19 protein-coding genes and 1 pseudogene are annotated in these 20,133 nt (G+C 72.3%); 9 read left to right on the top strand and 11 right to left on the bottom strand.

The genetic code is table 11. The features are described from left to right. The first annotated feature begins 5 nt into the window (after positions 1–5). Complete coding sequence (locus AC067N_RS31890) at positions 6–1,400, top strand: cystathionine beta-synthase (protein ID WP_478682382.1); 1,395 nt, start codon at positions 6–8, stop codon at positions 1,398–1,400. 356 nt (positions 1,401–1,756) lie between these two features. Here the strand turns inward: AC067N_RS31890 and AC067N_RS31885 are convergent, their stop codons facing one another. Beyond that, the gene (locus AC067N_RS31885) at positions 1,757–2,206 is read right to left on the bottom strand and encodes a hypothetical protein (protein WP_478682381.1); all 450 of its coding nucleotides are present in this window, start codon (positions 2,204–2,206) and stop codon (positions 1,757–1,759) included. A gap of 327 nt (positions 2,207–2,533) precedes the next feature. On the opposite strand from AC067N_RS31885, the gene AC067N_RS31880 reads away from it, so the two are divergent. From AC067N_RS31880 to AC067N_RS31870, 3 genes are all read left to right on the top strand, one after another. Continuing rightward, positions 2,534–3,409 (top strand): MurR/RpiR family transcriptional regulator, encoded by an 876-nt coding sequence (locus AC067N_RS31880; RefSeq protein WP_478682380.1) that lies wholly within the window; start codon positions 2,534–2,536, stop codon positions 3,407–3,409. 172 nt (positions 3,410–3,581) lie between these two features. Next, entirely contained in the window at positions 3,582–4,178 is a 597-nt protein-coding gene (locus AC067N_RS31875) for a hypothetical protein (protein WP_478682379.1), read from the top strand. A 112-nt stretch (positions 4,179–4,290) separates the two neighbouring features. Then, complete coding sequence (locus tag AC067N_RS31870; protein WP_478682378.1) at positions 4,291–4,536, top strand: hypothetical protein; 246 nt, start codon at positions 4,291–4,293, stop codon at positions 4,534–4,536. 307 nt (positions 4,537–4,843) lie between these two features. Here the strand turns inward: AC067N_RS31870 and AC067N_RS31865 are convergent, their stop codons facing one another. The 4 genes from AC067N_RS31865 to AC067N_RS31850 all read right to left on the bottom strand — a co-directional run bounded on the left by AC067N_RS31865 (position 4,844) and on the right by AC067N_RS31850 (position 8,164). Continuing rightward, the gene (locus AC067N_RS31865; RefSeq protein ID WP_478682377.1) at positions 4,844–5,521 is read right to left on the bottom strand and encodes a hypothetical protein; all 678 of its coding nucleotides are present in this window, start codon (positions 5,519–5,521) and stop codon (positions 4,844–4,846) included. After that, positions 5,518–6,693 carry a hypothetical protein gene (locus AC067N_RS31860; RefSeq protein WP_478682376.1) on the bottom strand — a complete coding sequence of 392 codons (1,176 nt, stop codon included), beginning with the start codon at positions 6,691–6,693 and terminating at the stop codon, positions 5,518–5,520. Before AC067N_RS31860 ends, AC067N_RS31865 begins: the two co-directional genes overlap by 4 nt. 74 nt (positions 6,694–6,767) lie before the next feature. After that, positions 6,768–7,487: an ATP-binding cassette domain-containing protein gene (locus AC067N_RS31855; protein WP_478682375.1), complete on the bottom strand. Its 720-nt coding sequence runs from the start codon at positions 7,485–7,487 to the stop codon at positions 6,768–6,770. Between the two features lie 146 nt (positions 7,488–7,633). Beyond that, positions 7,634–8,164 (bottom strand): hypothetical protein, encoded by a 531-nt coding sequence (locus AC067N_RS31850; RefSeq protein WP_478682374.1) that lies wholly within the window; start codon positions 8,162–8,164, stop codon positions 7,634–7,636. Positions 8,165–8,334: 170 nt separating this feature from the next. Between AC067N_RS31850 and AC067N_RS31845 the strand changes: the two are divergent. Next, positions 8,335–8,757: pseudogene (locus tag AC067N_RS31845) on the top strand (NUDIX domain-containing protein); the annotation flags it as partial. Here the strand turns inward: AC067N_RS31845 and AC067N_RS31840 are convergent. From AC067N_RS31840 to AC067N_RS31815, 6 genes are all read right to left on the bottom strand, one after another. After that, positions 8,720–9,490, bottom strand: coding sequence for a lipoprotein (locus AC067N_RS31840; protein WP_478682448.1), 771 nt, complete (start codon positions 9,488–9,490; stop codon positions 8,720–8,722). The pseudogene AC067N_RS31845 and the gene AC067N_RS31840 sit on opposite strands and share 38 nt — an antisense overlap. 188 nt (positions 9,491–9,678) lie before the next feature. Beyond that, the gene (locus tag AC067N_RS31835) at positions 9,679–10,053 is read right to left on the bottom strand and encodes a roadblock/LC7 domain-containing protein (RefSeq protein WP_478682373.1); all 375 of its coding nucleotides are present in this window, start codon (positions 10,051–10,053) and stop codon (positions 9,679–9,681) included. A gap of 16 nt (positions 10,054–10,069) precedes the next feature. Continuing rightward, positions 10,070–10,687, bottom strand: coding sequence for a roadblock/LC7 domain-containing protein (locus tag AC067N_RS31830; protein ID WP_478682372.1), 618 nt, complete (start codon positions 10,685–10,687; stop codon positions 10,070–10,072). Between the two features lie 37 nt (positions 10,688–10,724). Further along, the gene (locus AC067N_RS31825) at positions 10,725–11,687 is read right to left on the bottom strand and encodes a hypothetical protein (RefSeq protein ID WP_478682371.1); all 963 of its coding nucleotides are present in this window, start codon (positions 11,685–11,687) and stop codon (positions 10,725–10,727) included. Continuing rightward, on the bottom strand, positions 11,684–12,082 hold the full coding sequence (locus AC067N_RS31820) for a hypothetical protein (protein WP_037692967.1): 399 nt from the start codon (positions 12,080–12,082) through the stop codon (positions 11,684–11,686). The genes AC067N_RS31825 and AC067N_RS31820 overlap by 4 nt, the downstream gene beginning before the upstream one ends. Before the next feature lie 566 nt (positions 12,083–12,648). Next, complete coding sequence (locus AC067N_RS31815; RefSeq protein ID WP_478682370.1) at positions 12,649–14,103, bottom strand: type III PLP-dependent enzyme domain-containing protein; 1,455 nt, start codon at positions 14,101–14,103, stop codon at positions 12,649–12,651. Positions 14,104–14,260: 157 nt separating this feature from the next. On the opposite strand from AC067N_RS31815, the gene hutU reads away from it, so the two are divergent. The 4 genes from hutU (at position 14,261) to hutI (ending at position 19,960) form a co-directional block, all read left to right on the top strand. Next, positions 14,261–16,018, top strand: coding sequence for a urocanate hydratase (gene hutU, locus AC067N_RS31810; protein WP_478682369.1), 1,758 nt, complete (start codon positions 14,261–14,263; stop codon positions 16,016–16,018). A gap of 101 nt (positions 16,019–16,119) precedes the next feature. Beyond that, complete coding sequence (locus tag AC067N_RS31805; RefSeq protein ID WP_478682447.1) at positions 16,120–17,325, top strand: allantoate amidohydrolase; 1,206 nt, start codon at positions 16,120–16,122, stop codon at positions 17,323–17,325. After that, on the top strand, positions 17,322–18,677 hold the full coding sequence (locus AC067N_RS31800) for a formimidoylglutamate deiminase (RefSeq protein ID WP_478682368.1): 1,356 nt from the start codon (positions 17,322–17,324) through the stop codon (positions 18,675–18,677). Before AC067N_RS31805 ends, AC067N_RS31800 begins: the two co-directional genes overlap by 4 nt. After that, positions 18,674–19,960, top strand: a complete 1,287-nt coding sequence (hutI, locus tag AC067N_RS31795) for an imidazolonepropionase (RefSeq protein ID WP_478682367.1) — start codon at positions 18,674–18,676, stop codon at positions 19,958–19,960. The genes AC067N_RS31800 and hutI overlap by 4 nt, the downstream gene beginning before the upstream one ends. Positions 19,961–20,133: the final 173 nt, after the last annotated feature.

Genomic DNA, 20,133 nt, shown 5'->3' with positions numbered 1-20,133 from the left:
CAACGGTGCAATTCCACGACTCGATGATCAGCCTCGTCGGCAACACCCCGCTCGTGAGGCTCAACAGCGTGACCGAGGGCATTCAGGCGACAGTCCTGGCCAAGGTTGAGTACTTCAATCCCGGCGGTTCCGTGAAGGACCGCATCGCCCTGCGCATGATCGAGGCGGCGGAGAAGAGCGGGGAGCTGAAGCCCGGCGGCACGATCGTCGAGCCCACCAGCGGCAACACGGGCGTCGGGCTCGCGATCGTCGCGCAGCAGAAGGGGTACAAGTGCATCTTCGTGTGCCCCGACAAGGTGAGCACCGACAAGATCAACGTGCTGCGGGCGTACGGCGCCGAGGTCGTCGTCTGCCCCACGGCCGTGGCCCCGGAGCACCCCGACTCGTACTACAACGTCTCCGACCGGCTGGTGCGCGAGACGCCCGGCGCCTGGAAGCCGGACCAGTACTCCAACCCCAACAACCCGGAGTCCCACTACCACTCGACCGGCCCTGAGCTGTGGGAGCAGACGGAGGGGCGGATCACCCACTTCGTGGCGGGCGTCGGCACCGGCGGGACCATCTCCGGCACCGGGCGCTACCTCAAGGAGGTGAGCGGGGGCCGGGTCCAGGTCGTCGGCGCCGACCCCGAGGGGTCCGTGTACTCCGGCGGGTCCGGGCGGCCGTACCTGGTCGAGGGCGTCGGCGAGGACTTCTGGCCCACCGCGTACGACCGGACCGTCGCCGACGAGATCGTCGCCGTCTCCGACAAGGACTCCTTCCAGATGACCCGCCGGCTGGCCAAGGAGGAGGGGCTCCTCGTGGGCGGCTCCTGCGGCATGGCGGTCGTCGCCGCGCTCCGGGTCGCCGAGCGGCTCGGGCCGGACGACGTCGTCGTCGTGCTGCTCCCGGACAGCGGGCGCGGCTACCTCAGCAAGATCTTCAACGACGAGTGGATGGCCGACTACGGCTTCCTGGAGGACGAGGGGCCGAGCGCCCGCGTCGCCGACGTCCTCACCCACAAGGAGGGCGGCTCCATCCCCTCGCTCGTCCACATGCACCCGGACGAGACGGTCGGTCAGGCGATCGAGGTGCTGCGCGAGTACGGCGTCTCCCAGATGCCGATCGTGAAGCCCGGCGCCGGCCACCCGGACGTCATGGCCGCCGAGGTCGTCGGGTCCGTCGTCGAACGGGAGCTGCTCGACGCGCTGTTCACCCAGCGGGCCTCGCTCGACGACCCGCTGGAGAAGCACATGTCGGCGCCGCTGCCGCAGGTCGGTTCCGGTGAGCCGGTCGGCGACCTGATGTCGGTGCTCGGCCGGGCCGACGCGGCGATCGTGCTGGTCGAGGGCAAGCCGACCGGGGTCGTCAGCCGGCAGGACCTGCTCTCGTTCCTCGCCAAGGACGGCGGCAAGCAGTAGCCCCAACGGAGCGGAGCGGGAGAAAACGCTCCAAGAGGGCCCCGGGCTCGAAGATTTGGGCGGGTAACGCGTTCGACTTCGCAGAAGTGGTACGAGCGCGTCACGTCCGCGCAGCACCCGCTTAACACGGGTTCGGCACATTAGTGGGTGTCGGCAGGGCGGGAGCGGCTCCCCGCCCCGGTCGGCACCGAAACGGCGCCAAGGACCTCCGGAGCGGCTCCCGGACCTCCATGGACGCCACGGACGCGTGGCCCGGCCTGACCCGGCCCGCGTCCCCGCGGGGACCGCCGTCGTCCCGCCCCCCGTCACACGGGGGTGCGGCGGTCCCCGCGCATATCTCTCCCGCCCCGCCCGCTCTACTCCCGCCAGTCCGCCTCACCGGACCCGTCGGCCTTCCTCCTGCCGAGGCGCGGGGACGTGCGCAGCGCCCAGGCCAGGTTGACACCGACGATGCCCGCCCAGGTGACGAAGAGGCCGCGGAGGTCGGCCACGCCGCCGCCGATACCGGAGAGCGGGATCGCGACGACGAGGGAGACCACGCCGAAGCCGTAGCGCTCGCCCCAGGAGTCGGTGGACCTGGGGGAACGGGAGCCGCGCGCCACCACCAGCTGCTGCTCCGCGACATGGCGCCGGACCCGGCGGTCGACCGCGCCGTCTATGCGCTGGTCCACCTTCTCCAGGAACGACTCCACGAGCGCGGACTCGTAGTCCTCGCCCAGCTCCCCGCGCGCGTGCAGGGTGGCGGCGAGTTCCTTCTTCAGCTCGGCGTCCCCGAGCTGCGCGTCACGCGCATCCATTCCGGTCATGCCGCTCACGGTAGGCATCCGCGACCCGCCCGGCACTGGGGCTAACCCCCCGGTTCCACGGGGCATCCCCCGGTTCCACGGGGCATCCCCCGGTTCCACGGGGAGCCACCCGCGGGCCCCCGCCGGGAGCGCCCGGCGTCCGCTCCGGAACGAGATGCTCCTTGCCGCGGCTGCATAGGGTCATGCAGAGTTCTCGGTGTCTGAATAGGCTGGGTGGTGCGCTGTGGCCACCCGTCACGCGGGCACCGGAACCGGCGGGATCCGGACGGACGCCCCGGCGCACGCCCGGACGCAGATGCAGGCAGGAACGCAGAGGGGGAGCGCGTCATGAGCGCCGAGCGGAACACCGGCGGCACGGGGGCCGAGGGCGGTGCGGACAGGCCCGCAGCGCGCCTCCAGACGCTGTTCGAAGGGCACCGGCTGACGCCCACCCAGCGGCGGATCGCGCACAGCATGGTGCGGCGGGCCGCGGACGTGCCGTTCCTGTCGAGCGTGGAACTGGCGGAACTCGCCGGGGTGAGCCAGCCGTCGGTGACCCGGTTCGCGGTGGCGCTCGGCTTCGACGGCTACCCGGCGCTGCGCCGGCATCTGCGCGAGGTCGCGCCCGCCGAACCGGCCCCGGCCACCGCCCTCAACGAGTACCAGCAGGCCGTCGAGGCCGAGATCGAGAACCTGCGGCATCTGGCCGAGGTGCTCGCCGACCCCTCCCCGGTGGCGCGGGCCGGCCGGCTGCTCGCCGCGTCCAGGCCGCTGCCGGTCCTCGGGCTGCGGGCCGCCGCCGCCCAGGCGTACGGCTTCTCGTACTTCGCCGGGAAGGTCCACCCCGACGTACGGCTGCTGCACGAGGGCGGCAGCATGCTCCACGACCGGATCGACGCGGCGGTACGGGCCGGGGCGACCGCGCTGCTGTGCTTCGCGCTGCCCCGGCACCCCCGCGAGGTCGTCGACATCCTCGCGTACGCCAAGGAGGCCGGGCTGACGGTGGTCACGGTCGCCGACTCCGCCTTCGCGCCCGTCGCCAAGGTCTCCGACCTGCTGCTCCCCGCCGCCGTCGGGACCGGCCTGGCCTTCGACACCGCCTGCGCGCCGATGCTGCTCGGGCGGGTGCTGCTGGAGGCCATGTGCGACGACCTGCCCGAGGCACAGGCCCGGCTGGAGGAGTTCGACGCCAGGGCCGCCGCCCGGGGGCTGTTCGTGGACTAGGTGTATTGCCCTGAGGCGCGGCGGCACCAGCACCTCTTGGGTTCCGGCGCGGCACGTGGTATCCCGCTTTCCGAGGCGCGTTTTCTCAGGCGGGTTTCACCTTCGCCGGTTAGCGTGCCTGGCGACTTGCGTACGACAGGGAAACCGAACCTGGGACACGGGAGGCGGGAGAGTGGCGCGCGGAGGACAGGGTCTGGCTCGGGTGGCCGTCGTGGTGCGGGCCGGGGCGGCGCCGTTGTGGTGGCTCGGAGTGGTCGCGGCGGGCGCCGGTCTGGTGCCCTCGGGGGTGACCGGACGGCGGATCGGGATGCTCGGCGGGGCGGCGTTGTTCCTCGTGGCGGCGGTGGTGGTCGCGACGCTGCGGCGGGGGCGGTACACGGAAATGGCGCGCGGAGCGGTGCGGGCGGGCAGGCACGATGTGCTCCAGGACCGCGCCGTGACCCTGCGGAACTGGCGGCGCGGACATCGCTGGTGGCTGCTGCTCGCCTTCGTCGCGGCGTGCGCGTCGTCGTTCGCCGTCCCGGCGGCGGGCGGGATGCTCCTGGCCGGCGCCGGCAGCGGCCTGTGGCTCAAGGCGGGCCGGCTCGGCCGCCGTGAAGACGCCGACGGGCACCTCCTGTGGGTCCGCGTGGACTGGTTGTCGTCCCGCGGCGGCGGCCCGGCCGGCAAGCGCGTCACCGGCTACCGGTCGACCGGCGCCGGCGCGGGTGACGCGGGCCCCGGTGGCGGCAAGCGGCCCGCGAGGGCGGCTGCGGCGGGGCGGGCGTAGTCCCCCTGTCCTCGGCTCTGTGGAAGGGTGCCGCCGGGCACCGTCACCGCGGGGCCGCGCCCGCCTCCTCGGCCGGACGCCGGACGAGGAGGCGGCGGCGCCTGACCGGGCCGTGTCCGACGCCAGGTCGGGCCTCGCCGCGTACGCGGAGCACCAGCTTGCTCAGCGCCCGCAGGTCGATGCCGACGGCCGGCAGGACGCCCGCGCGGATGCAGACCTCGGCGCGGCGGTCGGCCGGCGGGCCGGCGGGGACGAGGGCGGTGAGGGCGCCGAGGACCGGGGCGATCCGTCCGGGGGAGTTCTGCCCCGTGCCGGGCCGTGGATGCCTGCGCGAGACAGGAACGCGGAGGCACGGTGAGCCGAAGCACGGTAGATGTCACAAAGGCGGACTTGTTGTCACAGAGCATCCGTCAGTGATCTTTGCTTTCTGCCTGTGAGACGTCGAGGGCCTCGCGGTCACCGATGCGAGGCTCACGGCGAAGGCTCCGGGTCTCCCCTGAGCGGTGGGACCGCATGGGCCGGAAGGAAGGAGTCACCCTCGGCGTCGGCTGCGGATTCTACTGATCTTTCGAAAGAGCAACGCGAAGCCGAAGCCGACGACATTGACCAGGATCAGCGCGGCGGCGATCGTCCATACCTGCTGCATAGTGCTCCTCTCGTCCTGCCTACGGGAGCGGGTGCTTCTGCTGAATCGGCATCCCGCGTGTTGGAGTGGCTGGGCGAGAGAATCGCCCGATGTGGCCGGTGAGCTTGGGCGCGGCGGTGTAGAAGACGCATGCCACAAGGAAGGCGGTTGCGGTGACGGCCCATTGGCTGGTCGTCACGGCCTCTTCCATGATCATGGCCCACCTGTAGTAGCCGGGTTCGGAGGGGGGATATCCGAAGAGCATGCAGATCAAGGTCAAGGAGACCGGGGGAAGCCAGGCGAGGGTGGGGCCGAAGAGTCTGGCGGCTGTGATGGCGAGTGCTGCGTGCAGCAGTACGTTGCGCACGGTGGGCTGCCAGGGGAGGTCTGGGCCGGCCATCTGTGCGACGCTCACCGACAGGCAGGCGAGGCCGGTGAGCGTGAGGAGCCAGGCGATTCGGGCGGGTGTGAGGCGTGCGGGCTCGGGGAGCGGGACGCGGGCGGTGTTGTCGGAGCCGATACCGGCGGCGATTCCGGCAAGGACCGGGAGGAGCAGGAGGAGGGAAACGGGGGTTTCGAAGAGAATGAATCCGACGCTGTCGATCATGGCGCGGGCGCACAGCAGGGAGAGCGCCGCGGTGACCGCGAGGAGGGTCAGGGCGGGGCGTGTGGCATGTACCCCTGCCCAGGCCCGTAGGGTGCGGGCCGCGCCGGTCATGCGCTCTCCAGGCTGCATGACCGGTGGCTGTTCATGATCTTCTCGACGTTCTGGGGTGAGAGGATCTTGGGGGGTGTGGGGAATTCGTTGGGGTTGACCTTGATGCCGGCTGTGTGCAGCAGCGTGGCGTAGAGGGAGAACTCCTCCTGCCAGTACGCGGGACCCGGGCCCGGCTCTTCGTACATGAGGTCGCAGTGCAGGGGCCGGACCAGGGCGGAGGCCACGTCCTCGATCCGAATCTGGCCGGTGGGGTAGGCGTCGGCGGGGATCTCCATCCCGGCGACGGTGGGGTCGCTGATGCGATAGGTGCGGCTCAGTTCGTCAAAGCGATCCGGCACGACAGACGTGTACCCGGCCGCGCTCGCGGCCTCGGTGAGGGTTTGCACGTGTTGAACGACCTGGTTCTTGAACCGCTGGTGTTCGGGGTACAAGCAGATCTTGGGTGCGGTACCCGAGCAGTCGGTCGGCGCTGCCGTGGCAGGGGTGAGGCGGTCTGCGGGCAGCACGTAGGGGCTGGCCGTGACCAATACGACGGCCAGGGCGGCACACACGGCGCCGGCGGACGTGGGTAGACGAAGTCCGGAGCGCTGGCGCAGTGGCAGCCAGAGCAGCAGCACGCTGGTGATGGCGAAGAGTGCGAGCTGGGCGGCGAGGTATCCGGGGGTGTAGTCGTACCCGAGTCGGGAGACGGTGGCGCCGCCCAGGGCCAGGAGATTGAAGCCAGTGCTGCCGCCTTCGCCAAGCAGGTAGATCAGTGTGAAGGCTCCGACGGCGGCCACAGCACCGGCGACCAGCGGGCTGGCGAAGCGGCCGACGGCCGATCCGAGGGCGGCGTACCAGCAGATCGCCGCGCACTGTATGAGGGCAGCCGAAATGACACCGGGCCACGGGACAGGTCCGTGCACGCCACTGGTGATGAGGCCGGTTGCGATGGTCAGCAGGTGCACCGCGAGAACGGGGCCGGCCGACCATGCCGCAGCACGCAGGTACGGCCGGTGAGGCTGCTTGGTCGCCAGGACGAGGTGAATGTTTCCGGGCCTGGACAGCCGAGCGGCGTCGACCGCCGTGGCGCCGGCGAGCAGCGGACCGAGGATGAACAGGACGATGGCGAACCAGTCCACGGTCCACAGTGCTTCGCCTCGCCAGGGCATGCCCCTCTGGGCGAAGTTCATTGTTTCCAGCACCACGGCTGGCAGTACGAGCCAAGGGCCGATGAGCGTCTTGAAGGCGTACCGAGGTGAGTGCATCACTCCGCGTCCCCCATCAGTGCCGCGATCGCCCGTTCCAGGTCCGTGTCGCCGGGGGCGTCGGCAGTCGCTTTGTCTTCCAGCGCCGGTACGTCGCCGTCGAAGATCACCTGTCCTGCGTTGAGGACGATGACGCGGTCGGCGAGGCTGCGGATGTCCTCCACGAGGTGGGTGGAGACGAGAACGATGCGGCCGTCGGAGACCGATGAGATCGTTTCGCGCAGGGCGATGCGCTGGCGGGGGTCGAGCCCGACCGTGGGTTCGTCCAGCAGGAGCAGGGCGGGGTCATGGATCAGCGACTGGGCGATGCCGAGCCGTCTCAGCATGCCCCCCGACAGCGTCCGGATCTTGCTGCGGTGTCGTTCGGTCAGGTTGACGCGACCCAGGGCGTCGGCCACCGCCTCGGGGCGCTGCTTGGGAGGGATCTTGTGAACCCAGGCGACGTAGTGCAGGAACTCCTCACACGTGGCGCTGCGGGGCAGGTCCGGCTCCTGCGGCAGGTACCCCAGCCGACGGTCCTTCGCGGATTCGAGAACGATGGTTCCGGTAGTCGGCTTCTCAATGCCCGCCGCGAGGCGGAAGAAGGTCGACTTCCCCGCCCCGTTGGGACCGACCAGGCACGTTACTCCCTCGCTCAGAGCGAACGACAGCGGCCCCAGTTGGAAGCTGCCCCCGTGATCCTTGACCAGTTCCTCGCAGCTGAGGCGATGTTCACTCACCGGTGCCGATCTCTCTTCTTGTGTTCCGACATGGGCCGTGTGAAGTGCTGGGCGCCGTTGCGGCCACCCAGCAATTCGAGCCGCGTGGCCGCAACGTCCGGGCTCAGCACCATGATGCCGGGGGCGGGTTACCGCCCCCGGGCGGGTCAGTACTTGTCGCCGCCGTCGGTGTAGGACCAGCCAGTCTCCGGGTCAGTACGCCACGGGATGTCGAGCCGGGCACGGACCTTGCCGCGGGCGTAGTCGGCAGACCCCGACACACCGGTCGAGGCACTCTTGTACGTGTACGACCGGCTGCTGTGGTGGTCCGTCTCGTCGCTGGCGTGGTCCCAGTACTTCTGGGTGCAGGACATGTACTTGGACGCTTGGACGCAGTAGCCAGCGTTCACCTGCGTCTCCAACTCGACGTACACCTTGTGGTCATCGGCGTTCGACAGCTTGCTGTAGGTGCTTGCGAGAGAGCGGGTGCCGTTGGAGCTGTTGTACACCTTCCAGGTTCCGTAGGCGTAGCCGGTGCTGCCGTAGCCGGTCACCCTGAGCGGGTTCGAGCTGGCGTTCCACTCACGAACAGCATTGAGCGCCTGCGCCGTGGTCGGCACCACCCCCACCGCGATCACGGCTATCACACTCGCGCCGACAGCACGTCTGAACAGGGTGGAGTGCTTCGTCTGAGGCATGTTCTTCCCCCAAAAGGATTGGCCGTTCCCGTTTGCGATCAACAGACACAATCGAACATTTCATCGACCGTGCCGACGTGATCAAACTACACAACGCGCCCTACGGAACACACAGTTCCACCTGGAACCTGAGGTAGATCTGAGCCTCCGCCGCCACCCAAGGACCTCACGAGGGTTGGCTGCACCGAGTCACCGTGACGGTGTGTCGTGATGAGCGTGGACGGATCCTCGTCCACCGATGGTCGGAGCAGGTATCGCGCTTCCCCGGGATCTATGAGGTCGAGGTCGGTGGTGCCGCGAATGTCGGCGAGTCCTATGAACGGGCCGGCGCGAGGGAACTGTCCGAAAAGCTGGGCATTCGTGCGCTGCCGCGCCTGCTGTGCACGTTCATCAACCGCAGCGGCTTGAGCCCTCACTGGCTCGGCGTGCACGAAGCCGTGGTGCCGGACACCGTCCCCGATCCCAATGAGGTCGCCTGTCATGGCCGGCTGACCGAGCCGGAGCTGCGGTCGGCCTTGCTGGAGTGGTGCTTCACCCCCGACAGCCACGAAGCCTTCAGTCGGTATTTGGCGTTCCGGACCGCGTGGTCCTGACCTTGCCCATCACGCTCAGGCTCAGCGTCTGTCGACCGCCTTGGGCGCGCAGTGTCCGCCTGGCCAGCTCGTACGCCGGGAGCATCTCCTCGTGTTCCCGGGTGTCGAAGCCGCCGAGGTGGACGACGACGGGGCCCTCGGGGGTCACGGTGAGGAAGGCCCGCTCCTTCTTCGTCTCCTCCAGGGCCTCACTGGTGTAGAGGTACTCGACCTCGGCGCCGGAGACGCCGGAGTCCGAGGAGAAGTCGCTGTACCTCGCCTTGCTCGTGCCGCCCTCGGCCTTCACGAACTCCTTCAGCAGTGCCTCCGCGTCCCCGGCCTTCGCGCCCGCCTCGCCGGTCCACACCCGGATGAAGCCGATGTTCCCGGCGGGCTTGGCGTCGATCTCGCACGCGGCGGTGAAGGGGCCCTGGTGCAGCAGTGCCTCGGCCAGTTCGGCGGCGACCTCGTCCCCGCCCTCCGCGGCCCCGGCGTCGACGGCCTCCGCCTTCCACTTCCGCGCCGTGTCGAAGGCGACCGGCAGCTCGCAGGCGGAACCGGCCGCGCCGACCGAACCGCCGCGCACGGCGGCGTCGTCCCCCTTGTCCGGGCCGGCGGAGTCCGCCGCACCGGTGGCCTCGGCCGACGGCTTCGTCCGGTCGTCCTCCGCCGGTTCCGAGCACCCCGCCAACAGACCGGCCAGCAACGCCACCTGGGCGAGTGCCGCCCCCCGTACCGCTCTTCGCACCGTCAGCTTCTCCTCTCGATCCGAGGCGGACACGGTAGCCGAGGGATGCGGCGTGGCAGTCGTACGGGTGTGCGGGTGCGGGTGCGGGTGCGGGTCAGGGTCCGGGTCCGGGTGGGACGTGCCTGGGCGGCGCGCCCCGGTCGGGGTGCGCCGCCTCGTGGGTGCGCCGCCTCGTGGGTGGGCCGTCGGTGGCGTCAGACCTCCAGTTCCGCCTCGATCCTCTTCAACTGGTGCCGGGCCATGGCCAGGTTGGCCCGCTTGGCGTCGAGCACCAGGTACAGGAAGAGGCCGTTGCCGCCCCGGCCGGTGAGCAGCCGGATCAGGTGGTAGGCATCGGTAAGGGTGATCAGGATGTCCTCGATCTCGCCCTTGAGGCCGAGGTGCTCCATGGTGCGCAGCTTGGCGCGGACGACATCCGTGTTGCCGGCGGCGGCGACGGTGAGGTCGAAACCCTTGCTGCCGCCGATCGTGCCCAGTGCCATGCCGCTGGTGTAGTCGACGAGGGCGGCGCCGGTCGCGCCCTCGATCGACGCGAGGGCCTCTTTGAGCGCGGTCTCGGTGTTGGCCATGGTGTGCGGTGTCCTTTCAACTCTCTGACGTGGTAGGTGCGTTGGGGGCGGTTCGGGGAGTGGATCGCGAGGTCGTGGCGCCGGGCGTCCGGCGGGGCATGGTCGACCTGACCATGGCCCTGGACGGCGTCTGCGACGTGGTCGGGTCGGTGCTCGGGGTCGTGGTCGTGGTCTGGGCGAGCGACCTGGCCGGGCCGCGCCCGGTGGTGTCGGCCGAGGGTTTGATCGCGGCCCTGCTGCCGGCCTGGTCGGCCGCGCGGCGGGGCGAGGCGTCCACCAGCTCACCGATACGGGTGCCGGTCCGCCGGCCCTCCAGGTGCAGCCGGCCCACGTTGACCCGGTCCTGGGCCAGCAGGGTGAGCACGGCGGAGGCGCCCGCCGCGTAGGTCGCCACATAACCCTGCTCGCCGCGCAGCAGCAGTTCGCGGAGGTCGCCCCGGCCGCCCGCGTCGGTGATGCGTACGGCGACGCCCAGTGCGGCGGCGGTGAGTGCGGCCAGGCCCTCCGGCTCCACGCCGGGGGTGTCATGGGCCAGCACCAGCCCGTCCACGCTGGCCGCGAGCGCCCCGGTCAGCTGGGGCACCCGGGCCCGCAACCGGTGCAGTTCGTCGAGGACTTCGGCCTCGGCGGCCATGGGTAATCTCCTCTCGGCGGGACGCTCCCGCTGCCGCTCAAAGGGCCTCCAGCGCATCCCTGAGCCTTTGCAGTAGGGCGATGTCGGGGTCGGTGGTGACGAGCGGCCACGGGGGGACGGGGACGGGCTGCGAGGCGGTGTGGCCCGGGGCCGCGGCCGGTGCCGGCACGGTGCGGCCGGGCGCGGCGGCGGTCACCGCCGGGGCGCCCACGGGGGTGCCCACCGGGGCGGCGGCCGGCGTCGGCGGGGTGTGGTCCGGTGGGGTGTCCGGTGCCGGTGGGGTTCTGGACGGGCGGGGCGGTGCCGGGGAGATCAGGCCCGCCGCGGCCAGGCGGCGGACGGCCACCAGGGTGTGGAAGGTGGGACGGCCGAGGGTCAGGGAGATGTCGGCGGCGGTGCGGAAGCCGTTGATCTGGTCGAGCACCGCCTCCTGGCGGACCGGGACGGGCGGGGAGGAGAGGCCCACCGCCCGCATCAGCGGGGCGTCGTCCGTGGCCGGGTCGGGCCAGATGCGGTGCAGCAGGTCCCGGCGGCGCAACGCCTCCCGTGTGACCGCGGCCACCGGCACCGGCCGTATCGGTCCCAGCCAGTGCGCGGCCCCGTAGCGGAAGCGGGCCGGCGCGCTGCTCGGCCCCAGCACGAAGTAGGCCGCGTCGAACATGGCGCCCGCGTGGCACAGCTCCAGCGTGCCTTTCGCGACCCGGCCGCTGTCGACGAGGAACCGCCCGACCCGCAGCCCGGCCCCCGCCGTGTCGACGGCCTCCCGCCAGCCGTCGCCGTCCAGGACGCCTCCGGCGCTGAGCAGTACGTCGAGCCCGGGTGACCGGGGGCTCTCGGCGTGCACGACCTCGCCGTCGGAGAGATACAGCGAGCCGGACTCCCGCAGCAGGACGCCGGTGGCCCGTTCGGCGGCGAGCCGGTGCAGCATGGGGGAGACGGCGTGCCGGGTGTGCTCGCCGCGCACGGGCAGCGGCGGCGCCGACGTGGTGATCACGGTCATGCCAGCACCAGCCGCCCCGCCATCTCGCCCAGCCGGATGCGGGCCAGGGCGAGATTGCCGTCCGACCTGGCCAGCCACAGATGCAGGAAGACACTGCTGTCGAAGGTCGTCCGCACGAACCGCAGCACGTGGTACGTGTCCCGGTTGCTGACGATCAGGTCCTCGACCGGAAGATCGGCCCCGGACCAGTCCGAGCCCTCCTCCGGGGCGAAGGCCCGGTGCTCCGCCGCGAGCCGGGCCAGTTCCGCCGCCTCCGCCGCGGTCGTCTCGTGGTCACCCCCCGGTGCCTCCCCGACCGTGCCCAGCGCCAGTCCGCTGGTCCAGTCGACCACCGCGGCGCCCAGGGCACCGGGCAGCCTCATGGCCTCCACCAGACACTCGTCGATTCCGGGCACCGTGGCTCCCCTCCTGCCTGCGGTTCGGCTGAGTGACGCAGACGCTACGCAACGTGTGCGCGAGGGGTGAGCGATCCGGCATTTTCCAGCGGAACATGCGGGGAGGTGACTAAGGTGGGTCGATTTGCCGCGCTTTCGGCGCCGCTGAGGTCGGTGAGGCCGGCCGATGCGCTGAGGTGCGGGTATGCCGTCGAGTCGCATACCGCCTCCGGGTGGGCCGCCGGGCATCGACCATTCTGGGGGGATTGCGGGGCGCGCGAAGAGAAGCGTTCGTCCTTGCGGGCGCCCCCACGCATCCGAAGGCGCCTGGAACCGCGCGCCCGGCCACGGCGCGACCGGGCGCGGTGCGACGGATCACGGAGTGACCGGGCATGGCGCCACCGGCCGCGGCGCCACCGGCCACGGCGGACCGGACGCGGCGCGACGGACGGCGTGACCGGGCAGGGTGCGATGGTTCACGGCGCGACGGGTCGCGGCGCGACGGGGCACGGACGACCGCGGTCGTCGTACGGCATCTCCCGGCGGGGCGTGCCCTCGTACGGCATTCCCCGGCGGGGCGGCTGACGTCAGAGCCGCAGAAGCCCCGACCGCTCCGCGCCGCCCGCCTCCCCGACGATCTCCTCCGTCGTCTGGGCCCGCCGGACCACCGCGAAGCGCACTTCGCCGTCGCCCTCGCCGGGCGCGTAGCCGTAGATCGCGGGCCGGGGAAGCGAGTTGTATCCGTAGTGATGCGCGAAGTAGTACGCCCCGGTGTCCAACGCCGCCGCGTAGTCCCCCGGTTCGAGACGGGGCAGCGATCGCCCCCGCGCGAGGAGGTCCCCGGCGAAGCAGGCAGGTCCGGCCACGTCCTGCACGACCGCCGGTCCCTCCTTCACCCGCCCCTTGGCGTCGTACGCCGCGATCCGCAGCGGCCACGCCCCCGGCGCGTACACCGTCCGCGCCGCCACCTGCACCCCCGCGTGGGTGACCGCCACGGCCCGCCCGCCCGCGCTCTTGGTGTACTCCACGCGTGCGAGCACCGTCCCGTGCTTGGCGAGCAGTGACCGCCCGAACTCGGTGACCAGCCCGTACCGCCCGTCGAACAGCCCCGGCACCGCCTCCGCCAGCAGGCGCGCGTACTGCGCGTGTGTCGGCGTGGCCGCCTCCGACGCGAAGTTCACCGGCAGTCCGCCGCCGATGTCGATCGTGTCGATCTGCTGCCGCCCGATCCGCCGGTTGATCTCCTCGGCCAGCTCGTACGTCTCCGCGATCCCCCGGGTCATCAGCGACAGCGGCATGCCCTGCGAACCGGAGTGCGCGTGCAGCCGGCTCAGCCAGGGCCGCTCCAGATACGCCCGCACGACCCACTCCCGGGCGCCCTCGTCCCGCAGTGGGACCCCGAACTTCGAGGTGGCCGTCGCGGTGGACAGCGCGTCGATCGCACCCCCGCCCACCTGCGGGTTCACCCGGATGCCGAGGGGGGATCGGGTGGTGGCCGAGCGGACGAGCGCGTCCAGGCGGTCCAGCTCCTGCGGGTTGTCCGCGTTGACGGCGATACCCAGGGCCAGCGCCTCCCGCAGCTCCGCGGGCGTCTTGGCGGGGGAGTCCAGCACGGTCTGCCGGGGCGACACCCCGGCGGCCCGCGCCAGGGCCAGCTCACCGGCGCTCGCGACCTCCGCGCCGATCCCCGCCTCGTGCAGCAGCCGCAGCACCGGCACCAGCGGCGTCGCCTTCACCGCGAACGCGTGCAGCACCGGCGTACCGGGCGCCGTCACCTCGTCGAACGCCCGCCGCAGCGCCGCCGCCGAGACCCGGATGCCCGTGACGTCCAGCAACCCGATCAGCGGCGTGCCCGGACCGAGCAGCCCCTGCTCCACGGCCGCGCGTACGGCGTCGTCCCGCCGGGCCGCGCGCTCCTCGTCCGTCTCGAACAGCCGGAGCGTGCGCTCGCCGTCCGCCTCGACGTCCGCGCCCGGTCGAAGAGCGTCGTCCCCCCGGTCGACGGGCCTCGTCCCGTCGGCCCCGTGCGTCGCCTCTCCCATCCCGTCCCCCCGTGGTGGTGTCGTTCCCGGGCCCATGCACCCAGTGTGTCCAGCCAAACATCCACGGCGCGCCCTCGCTGGGCGTACGGGCGTATTGACTAGCTCTATTCATCGAGCCAGGATGTGAATAGTTGCTGTAAATCGAGGAGGCAGACCCGTGTCAGGACCCCGCCCGCCCGTCTCCCACCACCGCCCTCGGCCGAGGCCCTACGGGCCGCCCCCCGGTCCTGTTCGAGCCCCGCGCGGTACGGAACTGAGCACCCTGGGCTGGCAGCAGGAAGCCGCCCTCCGCATGCTGCAGAACAACCTCGACCCCGAGGTCGCCGAGCACCCCGACAAGCTCGTCGTCTACGGCGGCACGGGCAAGGCCGCCCGCGACTGGCGCTCCTTCGACGCCATGGTCCGCACCCTGCGGACCCTCAAGCAGGACGAGACGATGCTGGTCCAGTCCGGCCGCCCCGTCGGTGTCATGCAGACCCACGAGTGGGCCCCGCGCGTCCTCATCGCCAACTCCAACCTCGTCGGCGACTGGGCGAACTGGGAGGAGTTCCGCCGCCTGGAACAGCTCGGCCTGACCATGTACGGCCAGATGACCGCCGGTTCCTGGATCTACATCGGCACCCAGGGCATCCTCCAGGGCACCTACGAGACCTTCGCGGCCGTCGCCGCCAAGAAGTTCGGCGGCACCCTCGCCGGGACGATCACCCTCACCGCCGGCCTCGGCGGCATGGGCGGCGCCCAGCCGCTCGCCGTCACCATGAACGACGGCGTCGCGCTCTGCATCGACTGCGACCCGCGCGCCATCGAGCGCCGCATCGAGCACCGCTACCTGGACGTGAAAGCCGACTCGCTCGACCACGCCCTCCAGCTCGCCACCGAGGCCCGTGACGCCCGCCGCCCGCTGTCCATCGGTGTCCTCGGCAACGCCGCCGATCTCGTCCCGCAGCTCCTCGCCATGGGCGCCCCCATCGACATCGTCACCGACCAGACCTCGGCCCACGACCCCCTGTCGTACCTCCCCGTCGGCGTCGACTTCGACGACATGGCCTCCTACGCCGCCAAGGACCCGGCCGGCTTCACCACCCGCGCCCGCGAGTCCATGGCCCGGCACGTCGAGGCCATGGTCGGCTTCCAGGACGCCGGCGCCGAGGTCTTCGACTACGGCAACTCCATCCGCGGCGAGGCCCAGCTCGCCGGGTACGACCGCGCCTTCGCCTTCCCCGGCTTCGTCCCCGCCTACATCCGGCCGCTGTTCTGCGAGGGCAAGGGCCCCTTCCGCTGGGCCGCCCTGTCCGGCGACCCCGCCGACATCGCCAAGACCGACAGGGCGATCCTCGACCTCTTCCCCGAGGCTGAATCCATTCAAAACGCGTCCCTGCACCGCTGGATCAAGATGGCCGGCGAGCGCGTCCACTTCCAGGGCCTGCCCGCCCGTATCTGCTGGCTCGGCTACGGCGAGCGCGACAAGGCCGGCGAGCGGTTCAACGACATGGTCGCGAGCGGCGAACTGGCCGCCCCGCTGGCCATCGGCCGCGACCACCTCGACTGCGGCTCCGTCGCCTCCCCCTACCGAGAGACCGAGGCCATGCTCGACGGCTCGGACGCGATCGCCGACTGGCCGCTGCTCAACGCCATGGTGAACGTCGCCTCCGGCGCCTCCTGGGTCTCCCTCCACCACGGCGGCGGCGTCGGCATGGGCCGCTCCATCCACGCCGGCCAGGTCACGGTCGCCGACGGCACCAAGCTGGGCGGCGAGAAGATCCGCCGCGTCCTCACCAACGACCCCGGCATGGGCGTGATCCGCCATGTCGACGCCGGCTACGACATCGCCGAGTCGGTCGCCGACGAGCGGGGCGTGCGGGTGCCGATGCGCGAGGGCGCCGACGCCGCGAACGGCGAGGGTGAGGGCGCGTGACCCCGAGCCAGGGCGGCCACGACGGCGGCTCCCCGGCGGGAGCCGCCGCCTCACCGGCACCCGCGGGCCCGACCGGGCCCGGCGGCGCCTCCTTCCACGAGATGTGGCGTGAGCTGCTCCCCATCGGGCGCCACCCCGACTCCGGCGGGTACCGGCGGTTCGCCTGGACCGGCGCGGACGCCGAGTGCCGGGCCTGGTTCGAGGAGCAGGCCCGGGACCGCGGACTGGACTACGAGGTCGACCGGAACGGCAACCAGTGGGCCTGGCTGGGCGACCCCCGCCAGGGGGACGCCGTCGTCACCGGCTCCCACCTCGACTCCGTACCCGACGGCGGGGCCTTCGACGGCCCCCTCGGCGTCGTGTCCTCCTTCGCCGCGCTCGACGAACTCCGCGCCCGGGGCGCCCGGTTCGACAAACCGCTCGGGATCGTGAACTTCGGCGACGAGGAGGGCGCGCGGTTCGGTCTCGCCTGCGTGGGCTCCCGGCTCAGCTCGGGGCAACTGACCGTCGGGCAGGCGCACCGGCTGACCGACGGCGACGGGGTCACCCTGCCGCGGGCGATGGAGGCCGCCGGGTACGACCCGGAGGGCATCGGCGCCGACCCCGAGCGGCTCGCCCGGATCGGCGCGTTCGTCGAACTGCACGTCGAACAGGGGCGGGCGCTGGACCTGTCCGGCGACGCCGTCGGGATCGCCAGCGCCATCTGGCCGCACGGACGGTGGCGCTTCGACTTCCGGGGCGAGGCCAACCACGCGGGCACCACCCGGCTCGTCGACCGCCGCGACCCCATGCTGTCGTACGCGGAGACCGTGCTCGCCGCCCGCCGCGAGGCACGGCTCGCGGGCGCCGTCGCCACCTTCGGCAAGGTCTCCGTGGAACCCAACGGCGTGAACGCCATCCCCTCCCTCGTCCGCGGCTGGCTCGACTCCCGCGCCGAGGACCAGGGGACGCTGGACACGGTCGTCGGCGCGATCGAAGAAGCGGCCCGTGACCACGCCCGGCTCCACGGGGTCGAACTGGACGTCGTCCGCGAGTCCTTCACCCCCGTCGTCGAGTTCGAGCACGCCCTGCGCGACGAACTCGCCCGCATCCTCGGCCACGGCGCCGCCGAGCTGAAGGTGCCGGTGCTCGGGACCGGCGCCGGACACGACGCCGGGATCCTCTCCGGACACGTCCCGACCGCCATGCTGTTCGTACGCAATCCCACGGGCGTCTCGCACTCCCCGGCCGAGCACGCCGCCGAGGACGACTGCCTGGCCGGGGTGACCGCGCTCGCCGACGTACTGGAAGGGCTGGCCCGCAGGTGACGGAGACGACCTACTGGCTCGAACACGCCTGGCTCGGCACGAACGTCGAGCCGGGCGTGACCCTGACCGTGGCCGGGCCGGGCAGCCCCCGGGCCGGCCGCATCACCGCCGTCCACACCGGCACCCCCGCCCCGCCGCCCGGCGCCGAGCCCCTCCGGGGGCTCACCCTTCCCGGACTCGCCAACGCCCACAGCCACGCCTTCCACCGGGCACTGCGCGCCACCGTCCAGGTCGGCTCGGGCACCTTCTGGACCTGGCGCGAGGTCATGTACCAGGTGGCGGACCGGCTCACCCCGGACAGCTACCACGCGCTCGCACGGGCCGTGTACGCCGAGATGGCGCTCGCCGGCATCACCGCCGTCGGCGAGTTCCACTATGTGCACCACGCCCCCGGCGGCACCCCCTACGCCGATCCGAACGCCATGGGCGAGGCGCTGATCGCGGCCGCCGCCGAGGCCGGGATCAGGATCACCCTCCTCGACACCGCCTATCTCTCCGCCGGTTTCGGCCAGGCACCCGACCGCCACCAGCTGCGCTTCTCCGACGGCACGGCGGACGCCTGGGCCGAACGCTGTGCTGTTCTCAAGGAACGGGATCACGCGCGGATCGGGGCGGCCGTCCACTCCGTACGGGCCGTGCCCGCCGGACAGCTGGCGACCGTGGCGCGCTGGGCCCAGGAGCGGCGGGCCCCGCTGCACGTCCACCTCTCCGAGCAGACCGCCGAGAACGACGCCTGCCGCGAGGCGCACGGCCGCACCCCCACCCAACTCCTCGCCGACCACGGGGTCCTGGGGCCACGCACCACCGGCGTCCACAACACCCACCTCACCGACACCGACATCGCGCTCATCGGCGGCAGCGGCACCGGCACCTGCATGTGCCCCACCACCGAGCGCGACCTCGCCGACGGCATCGGCCCGGCCGTCGCCCTCCAACGGGCCGGCTCCCCGCTCTCCCTCGGCTCCGACAGCCACGCCGTCATCGACCTGTTCGAAGAGGCACGCGCGATGGAGCTGAACGAGCGGCTGCGCAGCCGTACCCGCGGCCACTGGACGGCGGCGGCCCTTCTGCAGGCGGCCTCGGCCGACGGCCACGCGGCGCTCGGCTGGGACGAGGCGGGCACCCTGCGGCCCGGAGCCCTCGCCGACTTCACGACCGTCGCGCTCGACTCGGTCAGGACGGCAGGCCCGCTTCCACGGCTGGGCGCGGAGACGGCTGTATTCGCCGCTTCGGCAGCAGACGTGTCGCACACGGTCGTGGGTGGTCGGCACGTCGTACGGGACGGGGCGCACGCTCTCGTACCGGATGTGCCGAAGGCCCTCGCCGAGGCCGTCGCAGCCCTGCGCGGATGAGACCCGCCCGCGCCCCCGAAGCCGAGCCCGAACCCGCCCCGACCGCCGAGAAGGCCACCAAGGACGCCATGAGCAGCCCGACGACCGACAGCCCCGCCCACTCCGCGAGCACCGCCAGCACGCTCATCACCAACATCGCTGCCCTGGTCACCAACGACCCCTCTCTCGGCGACGGATCCCCGCTCGGCCTGATCCGGGACGCGGCACTCGTCATCGACGGTCAACGCGTCGCGTGGACCGGTGATCGAAGCAAAGCACCCGCCACTGACAACCGGGTCGACGCCGGTGGCCGGGCGGTGCTCCCCGGTTTCGTGGACTCCCACTCCCACCTCGTCTTCGCGGGCGACCGGACCGCCGAGTTCAACGCCCGGATGTCCGGCCGGGCCTACAGCGCGGGCGGCATCCGCACCACCGTCGCCGCCACCCGCGCCGCCACCGACGAGGAGCTGGAGGCGAACCTCACCCGCTACCTGCGCGAGGCCCTCCGCCAGGGCACGACCACGTTGGAGACGAAGTCGGGCTACGGCCTGACCGTCGAGGACGAGGCGCGGGCACTGCGCATCGCCGCCCGGCACACGGACGAGGTGACGTACCTCGGAGCCCACATCGTCTCCCCGGACCACGCCGAGGACCCCGCCGCGTACGTGGACCTGGTCACCGGCGAGATGCTCGACGCCTGTGCCCCGTACGCCCGTTGGATCGACGTCTTCTGCGAGAAGGGCGCCTTCGACGGCGACCAGGCCCGCGCGATCCTCACCGCGGGCAGGGCCAGGGGCCTGCACCCCCGCATCCACGCCAACCAGCTCTCCCACGGCCCCGGCGTGCAGCTCGCCGTCGAACTGGACGCGGCGAGCGCCGACCACTGCACCCATCTGACCGACGCCGACGTGGACGCCCTCGCGCACAGCCGTACCGTCGCCACGCTGCTGCCCGGGGCCGAGTTCTCCACCCGCGCCGAGTGGCCGGACGCGCGGCGTCTGCTCGACGCCGGCGTCACCGTCGCCCTCTCGACCGACTGCAACCCGGGCTCGTCCTTCACCTCGTCCGTGCCCTTCTGCGTCGCGCTCGCCGTGCGGGACATGCGGATGACGCCGGACGAGGCGGTCTGGTCGGCCACGGCGGGGGGCGCGCGGGCGCTGCGCCGGGACGACATCGGCCGCCTCGCTCCCGGCGCGTACGCCGACCTGGTGCTGCTGGACGCGCCCAGCCACGTCCACCTCGCCTACCGGCCGGGAGTCCCCCTGGTCACGAGCGTGTGGCGCAGGGGCGTGCGCGAGGTGTGAGCCGGCGACCGGCGGTCGTGACGGGGAGGGAAAGCGGCCGGGGCCCGGAAACAGTTCGGCCGGGGGGGGGCGGGGGGGGCCCCCCCCCCCCCCCCCCCCCCGTGCCCGGGCCCCCCCCCCCGCCCCCCCCCCCCCCCCCCCCCCCCCCCCCCCCCCCCCACCCCCCCCCCCCC

It is taken from the genome of Streptomyces sp. NPDC042364 (assembly GCF_056437585.1).
This window is presented reverse-complemented; position numbering and strand designations above follow the sequence as displayed.